General features: G+C 57.5%; 13 protein-coding genes and 1 pseudogene. 9 read left to right on the forward strand and 5 right to left on the reverse strand.

The genetic code is table 11. The features are described from left to right. The coding region (gene hrpA / locus RMR24_RS07275; RefSeq protein ID WP_405023319.1) for an ATP-dependent RNA helicase HrpA at positions 1-2997 on the reverse strand (2997 nt) is incomplete at its 3' end. Positions 2998-3161: 164 nt separating this feature from the next. Here hrpA and argA point away from each other — a divergent pair. Next, entirely contained in the window at positions 3162-4508 is a 1347-nt protein-coding gene (argA, locus tag RMR24_RS07280; protein ID WP_310614418.1) for an amino-acid N-acetyltransferase, read from the forward strand. Here argA and RMR24_RS07285 read toward each other — a convergent pair. Then, entirely contained in the window at positions 4505-5038 is a 534-nt protein-coding gene (locus tag RMR24_RS07285) for a disulfide bond formation protein B (protein ID WP_310614419.1), read from the reverse strand. The genes argA and RMR24_RS07285 overlap by 4 nt on opposite strands. Positions 5039-5123: 85 nt before the next feature. Here RMR24_RS07285 and RMR24_RS07290 point away from each other — a divergent pair. The 6 genes and pseudogenes from RMR24_RS07290 to RMR24_RS07315 form a co-directional block, all read left to right on the forward strand. Continuing rightward, a pseudogene (locus tag RMR24_RS07290) lies at positions 5124-5606 on the forward strand (cysteine dioxygenase); the annotation flags it as partial. 93 nt (positions 5607-5699) lie between these two features. Then, entirely contained in the window at positions 5700-7322 is a 1623-nt protein-coding gene (locus tag RMR24_RS07295; RefSeq protein ID WP_405023320.1) for a rhodanese-like domain-containing protein, read from the forward strand. 56 nt (positions 7323-7378) lie between these two features. Beyond that, positions 7379-7651, forward strand: coding sequence for an oxidative damage protection protein (locus RMR24_RS07300; protein WP_310614420.1), 273 nt, complete (start codon positions 7379-7381; stop codon positions 7649-7651). A 5-nt stretch (positions 7652-7656) separates the two neighbouring features. Beyond that, on the forward strand, positions 7657-9252 hold the full coding sequence (gene mnmC, locus RMR24_RS07305) for an FAD-dependent 5-carboxymethylaminomethyl-2-thiouridine(34) oxidoreductase MnmC (RefSeq protein WP_310614421.1): 1596 nt from the start codon (positions 7657-7659) through the stop codon (positions 9250-9252). A 123-nt stretch (positions 9253-9375) separates the two neighbouring features. After that, a complete protein-coding gene (chrA, locus tag RMR24_RS07310; RefSeq protein ID WP_310614485.1) occupies positions 9376-10680 on the forward strand; it encodes a chromate efflux transporter in 1305 nt (434 codons plus the stop codon). 3 nt (positions 10681-10683) lie between these two features. Further along, complete coding sequence (locus RMR24_RS07315; protein ID WP_310614422.1) at positions 10684-12036, forward strand: leucine-rich repeat-containing protein kinase family protein; 1353 nt, start codon at positions 10684-10686, stop codon at positions 12034-12036. On the opposite strand, the gene RMR24_RS07320 is transcribed toward RMR24_RS07315, so the two are convergent. Both RMR24_RS07320 and RMR24_RS07325 read right to left on the reverse strand, forming a co-directional pair. Then, positions 12033-12722, reverse strand: a complete 690-nt coding sequence (locus RMR24_RS07320; protein ID WP_310614423.1) for a hypothetical protein — start codon at positions 12720-12722, stop codon at positions 12033-12035. The genes RMR24_RS07315 and RMR24_RS07320 overlap by 4 nt on opposite strands. A 122-nt stretch (positions 12723-12844) precedes the next feature. Next, entirely contained in the window at positions 12845-14419 is a 1575-nt protein-coding gene (locus RMR24_RS07325) for an alkaline phosphatase (RefSeq protein WP_310614424.1), read from the reverse strand. Positions 14420-14534: 115 nt separating this feature from the next. On the opposite strand from RMR24_RS07325, the gene ppx reads away from it, so the two are divergent. Continuing rightward, entirely contained in the window at positions 14535-16040 is a 1506-nt protein-coding gene (ppx, locus tag RMR24_RS07330; protein WP_310614425.1) for an exopolyphosphatase, read from the forward strand. A gap of 73 nt (positions 16041-16113) precedes the next feature. Continuing rightward, entirely contained in the window at positions 16114-16557 is a 444-nt protein-coding gene (locus tag RMR24_RS07335) for a hypothetical protein (RefSeq protein WP_310614426.1), read from the forward strand. Here RMR24_RS07335 and RMR24_RS07340 read toward each other — a convergent pair. Further along, positions 16526-17026 carry a histidine phosphatase family protein gene (locus RMR24_RS07340; RefSeq protein ID WP_310614486.1) on the reverse strand — a complete coding sequence of 167 codons (501 nt, stop codon included), beginning with the start codon at positions 17024-17026 and terminating at the stop codon, positions 16526-16528. The two genes, RMR24_RS07335 and RMR24_RS07340, sit on opposite strands and share 32 nt — an antisense overlap. Between the last annotated feature and the right edge of the window lie 10 nt (positions 17027-17036).

The raw sequence follows: 17036 nt of genomic DNA on the forward strand, positions 1-17036 counted from the left end.
CCCCCCCCCCCACGGGGTCGTGCTTCGCGGGGCAGGGGGTGACGTTTTCTTTAACCCTTGTGGCCCCCGGGCCCCGGCAACCCTCGACACCGCTGCATCGTCAACGCCAAGACCAGCGCCAGAACCCGAAAGAGTGCCCACACCTTTAAGTGCAGCCAACGCCTGAAACGCCCCCCGAGCCTGACTCCCCAACTCCGCCTTCAAAGCGCCCAAATTACGCCCATGCCCCAGCTGCCGCCCATGCTCATCCACCACGCGGAAGTTCATGAACAAATGCGGCGGCAACATGTCGATTTTGAAATCTGCGCGCTTCACATCCACTTGCGTGGCATCACGCACCAATTTGAGCAAAGCATCCACCAAAGGGCCAGCGCCAAACACCGTGTCTGCCGACAAAGCCTCCGTCAAACGCGCAGCACTCTCAGGCAGTGGCAACAGGCGCGAGCGGGGCCGCTGGTGCAAGGTTTTAAGCAAGGCATGAATTTTCTGATTCAGCATGCCCGGCACCAACCACTCAGCGCGTTCTTCGCTGACTTGGTTCAACACAAACAGCGGCACGCTCACGGTCAGGCCGTCTTTGGCGTCACCGGGTTCGTGCAGGTAATCGGCCGCGCAGTCCACACCACCCATGCGCAATGTTTTAGGAAACGCTTGTGTGGTGATGCCCGCCGCTTGGTGGCGCATCAGCTCTTCGCGGCTCAGGCACAAGAGCTTCGGACTACGCTTCACTTCTTCGCGGTACCAATGCTCTAGCGTCACCAAGCTACACACATCGGCGGGCAGCTGCTGGTCGTAAAAAGCGTAAATCAGCGCGTCGTCCACCAACACGTCTTGGCGCCGCGATTTGTGTTCTAGCTCCTCCACTTGCGCAATCAGCTTTTGGTTGGCCGCGAGGAATGGCAGCTTGGTATCAAGTTCTCCCGCCACCAGTGCTTCGCGAATAAAAATTTCACGCGCACCCACCATGTCTACTTTGCTGTAGCTCACGCGGCGGCCGTTATAGACCACCAAGCCATACAGCGTGGCGCGCTCTAGCGCTTTGACTTCGCCTGCTTTTTTTTCCCAATGCGGATCGAGCAATTGTTTTTTCAGCAGATGGACACCCACTTGCTCTAGCCACTGCGGCTCCATCGCGGCAATGCCGCGGCCAAACAAGCGCGTGGTTTCCACGAGCTCGGCCACCACAATCCAGCGGCCTGGTTTCTTACGCAAGTGTGCGCCGGGGTGGCGGTAAAACTTGATGCCGCGTGCGCCCAAATACGCCTCATCGTCTTCGAGCTTGCAGCCCACGTTGCCCAGCAGACCCGCCAACATTGACAAGTGCAATTGCTCGTAACTGGCAGGCAAGGTGTTGATGCGCCATTTGTGTTCGGTTACGACCGTCAACAGCTGGGTGTGCGTGTCGCGCCATTCGCGCACACGGCGCACGTTGATGAAGTTTTGGCGCAGCAGCGCTTCGTATTGGCGGTTGCTCAGCTTGTGTTCGTTATTTTTGCCACCGCGTGAGTTGTCTAGCCACTTCCACAGATTGAGGTAGCCGCTGAACTCGCTGCGGTCGTCGTCAAACTTGGCATGCGCTTGGTCGGCTGCGGCTTGCGCTTCCATCGGGCGGTCGCGCACGTCTTGCACGCTCAGGGCCGAGGCAATGATGAGAACTTCGTCCAAAGCGTTGCGGTCACGCGCTTCCAAAATCATGCGGCCCACGCGGGGGTCGAGTGGCAAGCGCGACAGCTCGCTGCCCATGGGCGTGAGTTCGTTGTCGTCATCTACTGCACCGAGTTCGCTCAAGAGTTGATAGCCATCTGCAATGGCTTTGGGGCGCGGCGCTTCGAGAAATGGAAACTGCTCCACGTTGCCGAGGTGCAGCGACTTCATGCGCAAAATCACACCGGCCAAGGATGAACGCAAAATTTCGGGGTCGGTAAATTTGGTTCGCCCGTTGAAATCCACCTCGTCATACAAGCGGATGCAAATGCCGTTGGCCACGCGACCGCATCGACCGGCACGTTGGTTGGCCGCGGCTTGGCTAATGGGCTCAACCATGAGCTGCTCCACCTTGCTGCGCCAGCTGTAGCGCTTGACGCGTGCCGTGCCTGCATCAATCACATAGCGAATGCCGGGCACGGTGAGTGAGGTTTCGGCCACGTTGGTGGCCAGCACGATGCGGCGGCCGCCACGCGTGTCAAACACGCGGTCTTGCTCAGCGGTTGAGAGCCGCGCAAACAAGGGCAGCACCTCGGCGCTGCGCATGACGGGGCTGTGGCTCAGGTGCGCGCGCAAATGGTCGGCCGCTTCGCGAATTTCGCGCTCACCAGGCAGAAACACCAAAATGTCGCCCTGCTGAGAGGGGTTGCTCCACAGTTCGTCCACGCCGTCGGCGATGGCGTTGTTCAGGTCGTAGTCACGCTTTTCTTCAAACGGGCGGTAGCGCATCTCCACGGGAAAGGTGCGGCCCGACACCATCAAGACCGGCGCAGGCCCCATGCTTGACGCAAAGTGCTGCGCAAAGCGATCCGCATCAATCGTGGCCGAGGTGACGATGATCTTCAGGTCGGGCCTGCGCGGCAAAATTTCGCGCAAATAGCCCAGCAGAAAGTCGATGTTCAGGCTGCGCTCGTGGGCCTCGTCAATGATGATGGTGTCGTAGGCTTTGAGCAGCGGGTCGTTTTGTGTCTCGGCCAACAAAATACCGTCGGTCATCAGCTTGACCGATGCATCCTTGCTTAGGCGGTCCTGAAAGCGCACCTTGAAGCCCACCACCTCGCCCAGCGGGGTTTTGAGCTCTTCGGCAATGCGCTTGGCCACCGAGCTGGCGGCAATGCGGCGTGGCTGGGTGTGGCCGATGATTTGTTTGCGCTGGCCTGGCTTGGCGTTGGGGCCAAGTTCGCGCCCTTGCCCCCTACCCAAAGCAAGCGCCATTTTGGGCAGCTGCGTGGTTTTGCCAGAGCCCGTTTCACCGCAGACGATGATGACCTGATGCGCCTGCATGGCGGCCATGATTTCCTCGCGCCTGGCCGAGACGGGCAACGATTCTGGAAATTCAATCTGGAAGGGAACGGACGTGGACAAAACGGGCACTAACTTGATAGACAATCCGCAATTATCCCCGTCCGGCTTGCACCGAGAACGCTCAACCCTTTACCCGCCACAAACCAGCCAATATGTCCGCCGTTTTTGACTTCACCTTTGTGCCTTGGTTCCGCTCGGTCGCGCCCTACATTCACATGCATCGCGGCAAGACCTTTGTGGTCGGTATCGCGGGCGAGGCCATTGAAGCGGGCAAGCTGCCCAACTTGGCACAAGACTTAGCACTCATCCAAAGCATGGGCGTGCGCATTGTGTTGGTCCACGGCTTTCGCCCACAGGTGAACGAACAACTCGCTGCCAAAGGCCATGTGCCGCATTACTCACACGGCATGCGCATCACCGACGGCGTGGCCCTCGACTGCGCGCAAGAAGCCGCGGGTCAGTTGCGCTACGAGATTGAAGCTGCCTTCAGCCAGGCCCTACCCAACACGCCCATGGCCGGCGCGACGGTGCGTGTGATTTCTGGCAACTTCATCACAGCTCGCCCCGTGGGTATCTTGGACGGCGTGGACTTCCAACACTCAGGCCTGGTGCGCAAGGTGGACGTAGCAGGCATCACCCAAACGCTCAGCGCGGGGTCGATGGTGCTCCTCTCGCCCTTTGGCTTTTCGCCCACCGGCGAAGCGTTCAACTTGACCATGGAAGAAGTGGCCACCTCAGTCGCCACTGCTTTGCAAGCCGACAAGCTGATTTTTGTCACCGAAACCCCGGGCATTCGCATCCACCCCTCAGAGCCTGCCAGCGAAGACAACCCCATCGACACCGAGCTGCCTTTGGACGTGGCCAAAAAACTGCTGGCCACCCTGCCCCACACCACCAACCCATCGGACATTGCGTTTTACTTGCAGCATTGCGTGAAGGCGTGCGAGACGGGCGTGGAGCGTAGCCACATCTTGCCGTTTGCGGTAGATGGCTCATTGCTGCTGGAGGTATACATGCACGACGGCATTGGCACCATGGTGGTGGACGAGAAACTGGAAGAGCTGCGCGAAGCCACGCACGAAGACGTGGGCGGCATCTTGCAACTCATTGAGCCATTTGAAAAAGATGGCTCACTGGTCAAGCGTGACCGCAACGAGATTGAACGCGATGTGGGCCAATACACCGTCATCGACCACGACGGCGTGATCTTTGCCTGCGCAGCGCTGTATCCCTACCCCGAAGCGCAAACCGCTGAGATGGCGGCACTCACTGTGTCGCCTCAATCACAAGGCCAAGGCGATGGCGAGAAGGTGCTCAAGCGCATCGAACACCGGGCGCGCAACAAAGGCTTGTCCAGTATTTTTGTGCTGACTACGCGCGCCAAACATTGGTTCTTGAAACGCGGTTTTGTGCAGGTCGATCCAGACTGGTTGCCCGAAGCCCGCAAGCGCAAATACAACTGGGACCGCAAGAGCTTGGTTTTGGTGAAGAAACTTTAGGCCTCAACGCTGGCTTGCACCGCCATGGACTGAGGACGCAACACGCGCAGCGTGGTCACCAAAGCCATGGCGCCCAAAACCATAAATGCCACGAACGACCAGTTGGCAATCGAGCCACCCAAGAACGTCCAATCCACTTTGGTGCAGTCGCCGTTGCCTTTGAAAATCATAGGAATGGCTTGCTTGAGCGGAAAGGTTTCAATCATTCCGTAAAAGTCACGGCCGCACGACACGACCTCGGGCGGGTTCCACTGCAACATGCTTTGGCGGGCCGCCACATACGCGCCGCCCTCGGCCAACAACACCAAGCTGCCGCCCACCATCAAAGTGGCAATTCGGCTGGTTAAAAAAGAACCCAACAACGCCACCAAACCCATCAACACCATGGCGTAGCGCTGCACGATGCACATGGGGCACGGCTCCAAGCCAACCACGTGCTGCAAGTACATGCCAAACGTCAGCAGGCCCAGACAAACCAGCGCAATACCGAGCCAAACACGACGGGGATGATTCAAAAGTTCTACGTGCACAAGTATCTCCAAAGGGACTAAACGGGATTGTCGCTGTGAAACAATGTTGGCAGTGGCCCAAGCGCCAAAAAACCAGAGACAAGCCATGACCCTCCGTACACCCCAACTCGCAGACACGCCACGCCTTCAGCACTTCGTCACCCAACTCGACGCCCTCCTCAAAAGCACCACCGACGAAGCCGCCATCTTGGCGAGTGGCAAACCCCTGCTGGCCGAGCTGGTGGCAAAAGACGATTGGCTGCCCAGCGAATACGCCCAGCCCAACCCCGAGCGCTACCAACAATTCTTGCTTTACGCCGACCCAGACGAGCGTTTTTCGGTGGTGAGCTTTGTGTGGGGGCCCGGCCAAGCGACGCCCATCCACGACCACACGGTGTGGGGCATGATCGGTATGCTGCGCGGCGCCGAAATATGCCAACCCTTTGCGAAAGACGCACAAGGCCATTGGTTGCCCAGCGGCGAACAAGACCGCCTTGAAGCTGGTGACGTCGAAGCCGTGTCGCCCACCATTGGCGATGTGCACCGTGTGTGGAATGCGCTCGCCGACCAAGCCTCCATCAGCATCCATGTGTATGGTGCCAACATTGGCAAAGTCAGCCGCCACGTCTTTCACGAAGACGGCACGGTGAAAGAATTTATTTCTGGTTACAGCAATGCCAAGTTGGAAGCGCCGAGTGAGTTTCCCCTGGCTGCATATGCCCTCGTTCGCGAAACCCTCTTGCAACGCCAAGAAATCGCCATCCTTGACGTGCGCGAGGAAGACCCTTTCGCACAGTGCCACCCATTGTTTGCGGCCAACTTGCCGTTGGGCCGCATCGAAGCCGATGCATGGACACGCATCCCACGCTTGGACACCTTCATCGTGGTGTACGGCGCGGCATTCAATGGCGACGACCTCGCCCTGCCCGCTGCCCGCACCTTGAAACGCATGGGCTACACGCATGTGCATTTACTCAGCGGTGGCCTGCAAGGCTGGCAAGACGCCGGCGGCGAAGTGTTTCGCGATGTCAACGTGCCCAGCAAATCATTTGGTGAGTTGGTCGAGTCCAAACGCCACACGCCGTCACTCTCGGCCCAAGAAGTCAAAGCCCTCATCGATGCCAAAGCCGATGTGGTGGTGATGGACGCACGTCGTTTTGACGAGTACCAAACCATGAGCATTCCCAGCGGCATCAGCGTGCCCGGTGCCGAACTGGTGTTGCGTGCACGCGCGCTTGCACCCAATGCCGCCACTCGCATCATCGTCAACTGTGCAGGCCGCACGCGCAGCATCATTGGCACACAGTCGCTCATCAACTCAGGCATCCCCAACCCCGTCAGCGCGCTGCGCAACGGCACGATTGGTTGGACATTGGCAGGTCAAGAACTGGTCAAAGGTGCAGACAGACATTTTCCTGAAGTGGACGATGCCATGCGCACCAAAGCCGCTGCCAGCGCTTTTGCCGTGGCCATGCGCGCTGGCGTGAAGCGCGTGCGCAAGGACGAACTCAACACATGGCTGGCCGACAACACACGCACCACTTACTTTTTTGACGTACGCACCCCTCAAGAATACGCAGCTGGCCATGTGGCCGGTGCACGCAGCGCACCCGGCGGGCAGCTGGTACAAGAGACCGACCACCAAGCCGCCGTGCGTGGCGCACGCTTGGTGCTGTGCGACACCGACGGCACACGCGCCCACATGAGCGCCTCGTGGCTAGCCCAAATGGGCTGGGAGGTGTATGTGTTGGCAGGCCTGAGAGCCGAAGATTTCACACACACCGACGCCCCAACATTGCGCTTGCGCTTGCCCGAGCCACAAGGCAAAGTGACGAGCGTGAAGGTCGAACAAGTCAAAGCCTGGCTGGCCGACCGCAACAGCCACACCGTGGTGCTCGATTTCAGCACCAGCGCCCAATACATCCAAGGCCACATCCACAGCGCATGGTGGGTGCTGCGCACGCAGCTCAAAGAATCCCTCACCGCTGCACACAAAGGCCACCGCTATGTGCTGACCTGCCAAAACGGCAGCGTCTCGCGCTACGCGCTGGCCGATGTACAAGCCGCTGTCAAAGCCGGTGTAGAGGTGGTGTGGCTCGAAGGCGGTAATGCCGCTTGGTTGGCCGCTGGAGGCAAGCTGCAAACTGGCGACCACCAAATGGCCGTGGAGCGCGTGGACCGTTACCGCCGCCCCTACGAGGGCACCAACAACCCCGTGGAAGCCATGCAGGGCTACCTCGACTGGGAGTTTGGTTTGGTCGAACAGTTGGCCCGCGATGGCACACACCATTTCAGGGTCATCTAAACATTGCTACAGTCTTGGCTGTTGTTTTTAATCTTCATCACAGAAAAGCTCATCACATGTCACGCACCGTTCAATGCATCAAACTCGGCACCGAAGCAGAGGGCCTCGATTTGCCACCCTACCCAGGCGAGTTGGGCAAGCGCATTTGGGAGAGCGTCAGCAAGCAAGCTTGGGCAGATTGGATCAAGCAACAAACCATGTTGGTGAACGAGAACCGTTTGAACTTGGCCGACCTGCGCGCCCGTGAATACCTGAAGCGCCAAATGGAAAAACATTTCTTTGGCGACGGCGCTGACGCCGTACAAGGCTACGTGCCGCCTAGCCCCTAAGCTGCGTGGCCCTGACGCCATCCGCGCAAAATTGGCACGGCCACGCCAGCTGGTGCCACACCCAAGCCAGCTTTGACGAGCTGGCTTTTCTACGTCTGTGGCACGACTGGACATCAGATGCCGCACGCCCCACACACCTGCATGTGGTGGCGCACACGGTGCAACCCCTGCAAGCGAGTGCGCTGCTAGGTTCAGCCGCTGACTATCCCGATCTGTTACCACTCGCACAACAACTAGCTGCCCAATGCTGGGGCTTGTTGCCTGGCATGCATCGCTTACGGTTTGCTTTGACTGGCGACGCACGCTTGGTGCTCACCCTCTGCGTAGGCACACATGAAGACTGGCCCGAGTTTGCCGACGTACTGCTCGCACACCCCACAGGTCCGTGCATACCGCCTGTGGATGCGCCTGAGTTGGATGAGCGCACCGTCACCATCATCGGCTCAGGCATTGCAGGCGCAGGTACCGCACGCGCATTGGCCGAGCGCGGCTGGCAAGTGACGGTGCTTGAGGCTGGCATCGAACCCGCGTCGGGCGCATCTGGCTTGCCCGTCGGCGTGGTGGCTCCGCACACCTCGCACGACGACAGCGGCGTGTCGCGCCTCTCGCGTGCAGGCCTGCGACTCATGGAACAAACCATGCGGATTCTTCTGACCGAGGGTGTGGACTGGGGTTGCACGGGCGTGCGTGAACGCCGCCTGCCCGGCAAAACCCGACGCGGTGGCGTGCCGCTGAGCTGGCTGCACGAACACGCTCACACAGCCAACGACTGGACACACAAAGCCCCACCACCTGCACCAGATGACGCCTATTGGCACCCACGCGGTGCTTGGCTGAGGCCTTCGCAATTGGTGCGAGCGTTGCTAGACCATCCGAACATTCGCTGGCAAGGCAATGCCAAAGTTGATGCACTCCAGTGCGTCACCCACAACATTCACGTTGTGAACACAAGCGTTTCAAGGTGGCAAGCTTTGCAAGGCAGCAAGGTCTTAGCCGAATCATCGCGGGTGGTGTTGACTGCAGGCCCAGGCTCTGCAGCACTCATTGCCACCGCCACAGAAGACGGCAGCGCACCGCACATCAACCCCCTGCGCGGACAAATCTCTTGGGGCTTGATGGCAGATGTGCCCGCGAGCGCTCACATGCCCGCCACACCGGTGAACGGCAATGGCAGCTTTGTGCACAACATCACCTCATCCGATGGCCCCGCTTGGTACACAGGCGCCACGTATGACCGCCTCAACAGCGACGCCCGTTTGCTCGATGCAGACCATGCTGACAACTTAGAACGCTTGCAAGCCTTAGAGCCAGACACCGCCAATGCACTGGCTCCTTTGTTTGCCACGGTGGGCACAGACAACCCACGCGTGCAAGGCTGGGCCGGTGTACGCTGCGGCGTGCACGACCGCTTGCCTATGACGGGCCGCGTGCCCAACGCGCCGGAGGGTTTGTACATGAGCGCAGCCATGGGCTCGCGTGGTTTGACGTTGAGTTTGCTCTGCGGTGAATTACTGGCAGCACAATGGCATGGCGAGCCGCTACCCATTGAGGCACGATTGGCCAAGTTTTTAGATGCCACGCGGTTCAAGCCGAAAGCTTGACGTGACGCATTGCACACGTACACAACGACACGCCCAAAGCGCATCACCCACATGAATCACGCCTCACACAACACACCGACACCTGAGGATGCAACTGAACAAGTGGCACCTGTCGCCGTGGGCATGACCGAGGCCTTTTGGTTTTGGCTCAAGCTCGGCTTCATCAGCTTTGGCGGACCTGCGGGGCAAATTGCGATCCTGCATCAAGAGCTGGTGGAGCGCCGCCATTGGTTGTCTGAGCGGCGCTTTTTGCATGCGCTCAACTACTGCATGGTCTTGCCCGGACCCGAGGCACAACAGCTGGTGACCTACATCGGCTGGCTCATGCACAAACGTTGGGGTGGCGTGGTGGCGGGCGCGTTGTTTGTGTTGCCCTCGCTGGCCATTCTCATCGCGCTTTCTTGGGTCTACATCGCATTTGGCGAGGTGCCTTGGGTGGCCGGCTTGTTGTTTGGCATCAAGCCGGCTGTCACGGCCATCGTGGTGCAAGCGGCGCATCGCATTGGGTCACGTGCCTTGAAAAACAACATGCTATGGGCCATCGCCGCTGCATCATTTGTGGCCATCTTTGCGCTGGATGTGCCCTTTCCTCTCATCGTTGGCATAGCGGCTGCTGTCGGCTATGTGGGTGGCCGCGTGTGGCCCCACACATTTCAAACGGGCGGCGGGCATGGTGCATCCAAAACCTCATATGGCCCTGCCCTGATTGACGATCACACACCACTACCAGCCCATGCGCATTTCAGCTTTGCAGGTTTGGCGCAAGTGCTGCTGGCAGGTGCCGTGCTGTGGACTGTGCCCATGGGCGTGCTGTGTGCGGTGTTTGGTTGGGAGCACAGCTTCACGCAAATGGGTTGGTTCTTCACCAAAGCGGCCTTGCTCACCTTTGGTGGCGCCTATGCCGTGCTGCCCTATGTGTACCAAGGTGCAATCAGCCAGTTTGGCTGGGTCACGCCCACACAAATGATGGACGGATTAGCACTAGGTGAAACCACACCCGGTCCGCTCATCATGGTGGTGGCGTTTGTGGCGTTCATCGGTGGCTATGTCAAAGCGCTGCTGGGGCCAGAGAGTTTGTTGGCCGCAGGTGCATTGGCCGCATGCCTCGTGACATGGTTCACATTCTTGCCCTCGTTCATTTTCATCTTGGCGGGTGGTCCCTTGGTCGAGAGCACGCACCGCAACCTCAAATTCACCGCCCCCCTCACCGCCATCACCGCCGCAGTGGTGGGGGTGATCTTGAATCTCGCTTTGTTCTTTGGCTACCATCTGTTATGGCCCGAAGGATTTGAGGGCGCGTTTGATCTGCGCTCGGCACTCATTGCCATAGGCGCGGCATTGATGCTGTTTCAATTCAAACGCAGCGTGATGGAAGTGATTGGCATTTGCGCTTTGGTGGGTTTGGCGGTCAAGCTCATTCCTCTTTAAAAAATGCACACCCTAGAACAACTGCGAAGCGGTGAACTGGCAGGCCTTCAACGCCTGCAACTGCGCTGTGGCTTGACCGAGTTTCCCTATGAGATTTTTGATCTCGCCGACTCTTTGGAAATCTTAGATTTATCGGGCAACCAACTGAGCGCCCTGCCCGACGACTTGCCACGCTTGCACAAGCTGCGCGTGATTTTTTGCTCGGACAATTCGTTCACCAACCTACCTGAAGTGCTGGGCCAATGCACACAGCTGAGCATGGTGGGTTTCAAAGCCAACCGCATTGCGCATGTGTCGCCAAAAGCGTTGCCACCGCTCTTACGATGGCTCATCCTCACTGACAACGCGCTCACCGATTTGCCCGCTGAAATTGGGCAATGCACCCAGATGCAAAAGCTAGCACTGGCGGGCAATCAATTGAAAAGTCTGCCGCCAGAGCTGGCGAATTGCAGCCGCTTAGAACTTATTCGTATTTCCGCGAATCAACTGACCGAATTTCCAAGCTGGCTGCTCCATATGCCACGCCTGACTTGGCTGGCGTTCGCAGGCAATCCGTTCTGCGAACACTTGGAATCCGCTGCGATGGCTAACGCACCCATGCAACACATTGCTTGGCAAAAATTGCAACTACAGCACCAGCTCGGCGAAGGTGCGTCGGGTGTGATTCACCAAGCCGTGTTGCACACAGACGATGGCGAACAAGCCGTGGCTGTGAAGCTATTCAAAGGAGAAGTCACCAGCGATGGCCTGCCCGACTGTGAAATGGCGGCTTGCATGCACGCGGGTGAGCATCCACATTTGGTATCGGCCATAGGCCGCGTGACAGAACACCCGCAGCAAGTGCAAGCCTTGGTGATGCCACTGATTGCGCCCGAGTTTGGCAACTTGGCGGGCCCTCCTAGCCTAGACACATGCACACGCGATGTGTATGCCACTCATGCACGCTTTGACTGGCCCGCCACGCTGAGCATGGCTTTTGGCATTGCGTCGGCTACGCAGCACTTGCACGCACGCGGCATCTTGCATGGTGACTTGTATGCACACAACATCTTGCACACCACACGTGGCGATGCACTGCTGAGCGACTTTGGCGCAGCGGCATTTTTTGATGTGAACCATGCAGCACTCGCGCAGGGTTTAGAAAAACTCGAAGTGCGGGCCTTGGGTTGCTTGCTGGAAGAGCTGGCTGCTCACTGCAATGCCGAGCAAGACAGCGCACGCAAGCAAGAAGGCTTGGCGCAAGTGACGCAACTTGCGCAACTCGCACAGCAGTGCATGAGCGATCAACCGACCAAGCGACCTAGCCTGGCTCATGTCTGCGCGATGCTCGAAGCGTTGCGTGAGCCTGCCACTTAGTCGTGCTTGTGCGAAGCACGCCAACCTAAGCGCATGTCCAAGGCTTCTGACTTTCGGACCACAGGGTCGTAGTCCATGTCGCCAAAATCAGCCGCATCCAAATGCAAATAGTGGGCTGACTTCACGCCAATCTCTGGCCAATTTGGCAAAGGTGTTGGAGCCGATGCCACCAGCGCCATACGCACGGTAAGCCCACCTCTGACTTGGCGTGTGAGACGTTGCGGCAGCTGCAACGCGGGCAGCCATTCGACCGTCAGTTGCTCTTGCCCTAATTTGCCACGCAAATACCAACGGGCATTGCGCCCCTGGCCTTGCTTGGACAACAGCTTGAGTTGTGCCAACTCGGACGAATCGATAAAAGTAGACAGCGCAGCCCAATCGACGTTGACATGCAAAGTGGCCAGCTCGCCTGTGCTGTAGTCCACCACACGCGCATCGTCATGAAAGACACGCTCGAAACTCACACGCTGCTGGGGGTCGCGGAACCACACCTCGTCCACAGAACCTTTCAGCAAAGCAATGCGCTGTGCATCACGATAAAAGTACCACGTATGGCTCTGTGGCTTCACGCGGGGCAAACCTGCGGCTGCACGTTCAATCGTCACGGCATAACGTGCGGCAATAGGTACTGCAATAGGTGCTGCCTCGACATTCGTCACCTCTGGTGCAGTCGCATGCTGTGACACACCACGTGACAGATCATGCGCTTGGGCCGTTGTTGCCAGCGCCCAAAGCGTGATGATTGAAAGCAGAAGATTGGTAGAGAGTTTTTTCAAAATGAAATGTGCTGTCGATCTGGAGGCAAGAATTATTTCAATGCCTCCATCATCACGTGGTAAATCCAGTTTTGCTCCATCGAGCCGCGCACCAAATGGGCTTTGGGGCCGCGTGCATAAATTGCCACGTCCTCACCTGCATGGGTTTCAGCGGCCATGGGCACAGTGGCTTCTTGCAAGAACTCCACATCGGTGGTGTCGACATTCGTCAAGTCTGGGCGGCCGCCTGCACGGAAACCGGGGCCATTGGCGTAGCCCAGTGTGGTGAAGGGCTTGCCATTGGCATCCAAGCTGTTCTTCAAAGGGGTGCCGTCTTTGGCCGGCACTTCACGCACCAGGCCCAAGATGTTGTTGCCACGACTTGGGTAGCCCGCGATGGTGAAGGTGTGGCTGTGATCAGCCGTCACGATGATGAGTGTGTCTTCCAACGTGCCTGCCGCCCTGAGCACATCGACCGTGCGCTGAATGGCGTTAGAGAATTCGATGGTGTCGGTCAGCGCACGCTTGGCGTTGCCAGCATGGTGGGCATGGTCAATGCGGCCACCTTCCACGTGCAAGAAGAAACCTTTGGGATCTTTCAGCAACACACGCAAAGCTTTGTCTGTCATCTCGGTCAACGAAGGCTCGCCCGCAGGGTCCTTGGCACGGTCAGCTTCGTATTGCGCATGCGAGGGCTCGAACAAGCCCAACAGGTAGCTGTTGTTGGCGGGCTCAAACGCATCGAATTGCGCCTTGTTCCAAGCATAGGCAGCACGGCCATAAGGGCTGCGCGTGGTGACCCACTCTTGCGTCAGATCACGGCCATCCAAACGACGGCCTTTGTCTTTGGCGTACTCAGGGTCAATCACCGTGTTGGGCATGAAATACGTGCGGCCACCGCCCAAAGACACTTTGAGGCTCTTACGAACCGAAGGAGACACTTCGATCATCTGGCGTGCAATGTCTTTCACGGCGTTGTCAGCGCCACGGCAAGGTGCACCTGTGTTGATGTCGGTTGCAGGCAAGTTTGAATCGGCTTCCCAATCGCGCATGGCGGTGTGGGCATACAAAGCAGCAGGTGTGGCGTGCGTGATGCGAGCGGTGGTGACGATGCCCGTGGACTTGCCCATGTCTGCGGCTTGCTCAAGCACAGTGCGCACTTTTTTGGCCTCAATCACGGCGGCATTGCATTCACCCCGAGGTGTGGTGTGGTTCACAGACAACTGACCTTCACGTCCCTTGTAGCCCGTCGACATCGCGGTCATGGTGGGAGCTGAGTCAGAGGTTTGCTGATCCCAAGAATAGGTTTTGGACAAGGCGGTGTGAGGAAAGCGGTCAAAAGACAAACGATTTTCTTCGCCGGGCTTGCCTTTCAACTGACCTTCCAAAATGCGGGCAGCAGTGATGGTGCTGATGCCCATGCCATCACCGACAAACAAAATCACGTTTTTGGCACGGCGGTTGTTGTCAGCCAAAGCCTTGCCTTGGTCGATGAACGACTTGCCTGCATTGAACCAATCGGCCACCGCCTCTGGTCCTTGCACAACAGGGGCAACCTGGGCTTGCGCGGAGGCTTGGACAAACAGGCTCACAGCCAGTGTGATAGCAGAAATCAGTGGGCGATTCATCCGGATACTCCTTTAACTGCAAAAAATTGGTCTTAACTTAAAAACATATTTTGATCAGCCATCGTGACAAAGATATGACATATATTTGTCATCATTAAACGGTAATATTGTTTTCATGAAACACGGCACACTCCTCGCAGCCATTGATTTGGGCTCCAACAGCTTTCGTCTAGAAATTGGTCGTTACGACCACGGACAAATACAACGTGTGGCATACCTCAAAGAAACCGTTCGCCAAGGCAACGGTTTGGACGCTGACCGCAACCTCACCTCCGAAGCCATGCAGCGCGGCTGGGAATGTTTGGCCCGCTTTGCCGAGCGCCTGTCGGGTTTCAAAAAAGCACAGGTGCGTGCCGTGGCCACGCAAACGCTGCGTGAAGCCAAAAACCGTGAAGAATTTATAAAGCGCGGCTGCGAAATTTTGGGCTTCCCCATCGAAGTGATTGCGGGCACCGAAGAAGCTCGCTTGATTTACCAAGGCGTGGCCCACATGCTGCCCAGCGACAACCAGCGTCGCTTGGTGATTGACATTGGCGGGCGCTCCACCGAACTGGTGCTGGGTCAAGGCCTGAATGCGTCTGAAACCGCGTCATTTCGCGTGGGCAGCGTTACCTGGTCGATGAAGTATTTCCAAGAAGGCGAATTCACAGATCAAAGTTTTTACCGTGCCGACATTGCCGCCCAAGCTGTTTTAGAGGAAGCCATCTCGGCCTATCCGCGCAGCCAGTGGCACAAAGCTTACGGTGCATCAGGCACCGTGGGCGCGGTGGCTGAAATCTTAGAACTGGCGGGATTTCCTCATGGCGAAATTACCCTAGACGGGCTGGATTGGTTGGTCAAATGTTTGGTCCGTGCTGGCAGCGCCAGCAAGGTGCAACTCGAAGGCTTGCGCGATGACCGACGTGCTGTGATTGGTGGTGGCGTCAGCATCTTGCGTGCCCTGATGACCATTTTGCAAATCGACACACTTCACGTGGCACAAGGGGCTTTGCGCCATGGCGTGTTGTACGAGATGGTGGAACGTGAAGACCACAACACGGACACACGTGATCTGTCGGTGCAGCGCTTAGCTCTGAAGTTTGCAATTGACATCCAACAAGGCCAACGCGTGAACCAAGTGGCTCAGCATTTGCTGCAAGACATGTTCATCCAATCGCAAGAAGATGACGCACACATGCAGCGTCTGCGCCGAAAACTCAACTGGGCGGCACAGTTGCATGAGGTGGGTGTGGCTATTTCTCACAGCGACTATCACAAGCACGGCGCCTACATTTTGGACAACGCTGACTTGGTGGGCTTCAGCATGTTTGAGCTGCATCGTCTTGGCTTGTTGGTGTTGGGCCAGCGCGGCAAGCTGAAGAAACTCGAAGCCGAGCTGGAAGAAAACGAATTCGCCAAACTGCTCATGGCTTTGCGTTTGAGCGTGATCTTGTGCCACGCACGCAAAGACCCAGACCACCACATGTTGCACTTGGCATGCGACGAACACAAGCAACGCGTCACCCTCACCGCGCCTGAATCATGGGTCAGTGACTACCCACAATCGACGCATTTGCTCAAACTAGAAACAAGCGCGTGGCAAAAAGCGCCGTGGCTGTTTGAGTTTGTGACAAACAGATGACGTATGTGACAGTAGGTGTTTTGGAATTAACGGTATAAACTGTTTAATCGATTCATCCATAAGGAACTAACAAGTGAACACCACTGCTCAAAAAAAACTCGTCCAAGCTGCTGCCAAAGCACCAGCTGCTAAAAAGCAAGCTGTGAAAAAACCAGCCGCTAAGAAGCCTGTTGTGAAAAAAGCGACCACAACAGCCACTACCAAAGTGGTGACAAAAACTGCAGTCAAAAAAGCGCCTGTCAAAGCAGTCAAAGCCGCCACCCCTGTCAAAGCAGTCAAAACCACCAAAGTGAAAAAACCAAAGTTGGTGCGCGACAGCTTCACCATTCCTAAAGACGAATACATCGTCATCGACAGCCTCAAAATCCGCGCTGGCAAGCTTGGCCAAGCTGTGAAGAAAAGCGAATTGCTGCGTGCAGGCGTCAAAGCCCTCGCCGCCATGAGCGACATTCAGTTCAAAGCTGCTTTGAGCAACGTGCCGACCATCAAGACCGGTCGTCCCAAGAGCTCGAAGTAAGCTCTGGACACGCGACGGTGAGCAGCACAGTTTGTGCCTTGCCGTCGCGCACGCGGGTGCGTAGCCACCACACACCGCCCTTGCGCACAGGGCATGTGTCTTCTTTCATTCCCAACAACTGCGCCACCAACTGCCCCAAATAGGGCTGATGCCCCACCAGCAAAACATGCCCCTTCAGTTGCGGCCCCGTCTCTGGATGCCATTTGAGTAAGGCCAACACATCGGCCACCGAAGTCTCTGGCACTAACTCATCGCGCAATTTAAATTTACGCGCCAACGGTGCCACGGTTTCCCGCGTGCGGACCGATGGGCTGACCAACACGCGCGTACCTTCAGGTAAATGACGATCCAACCAAGCGGCCATTCGGGCCGCTTGTTTCTCGCCCTTTTTGGTAAGTGGACGAGACAAGTCGTCACCCCCTTCAGGGGCTATTTCAGCTTCGGCATGACGCCACAGAATCAAGTCCATCGCAGCCCCT

The organism is Limnohabitans sp. (assembly GCF_031539105.1).
Taxonomy (GTDB): domain Bacteria; phylum Pseudomonadota; class Gammaproteobacteria; order Burkholderiales; family Burkholderiaceae_C; genus Limnohabitans.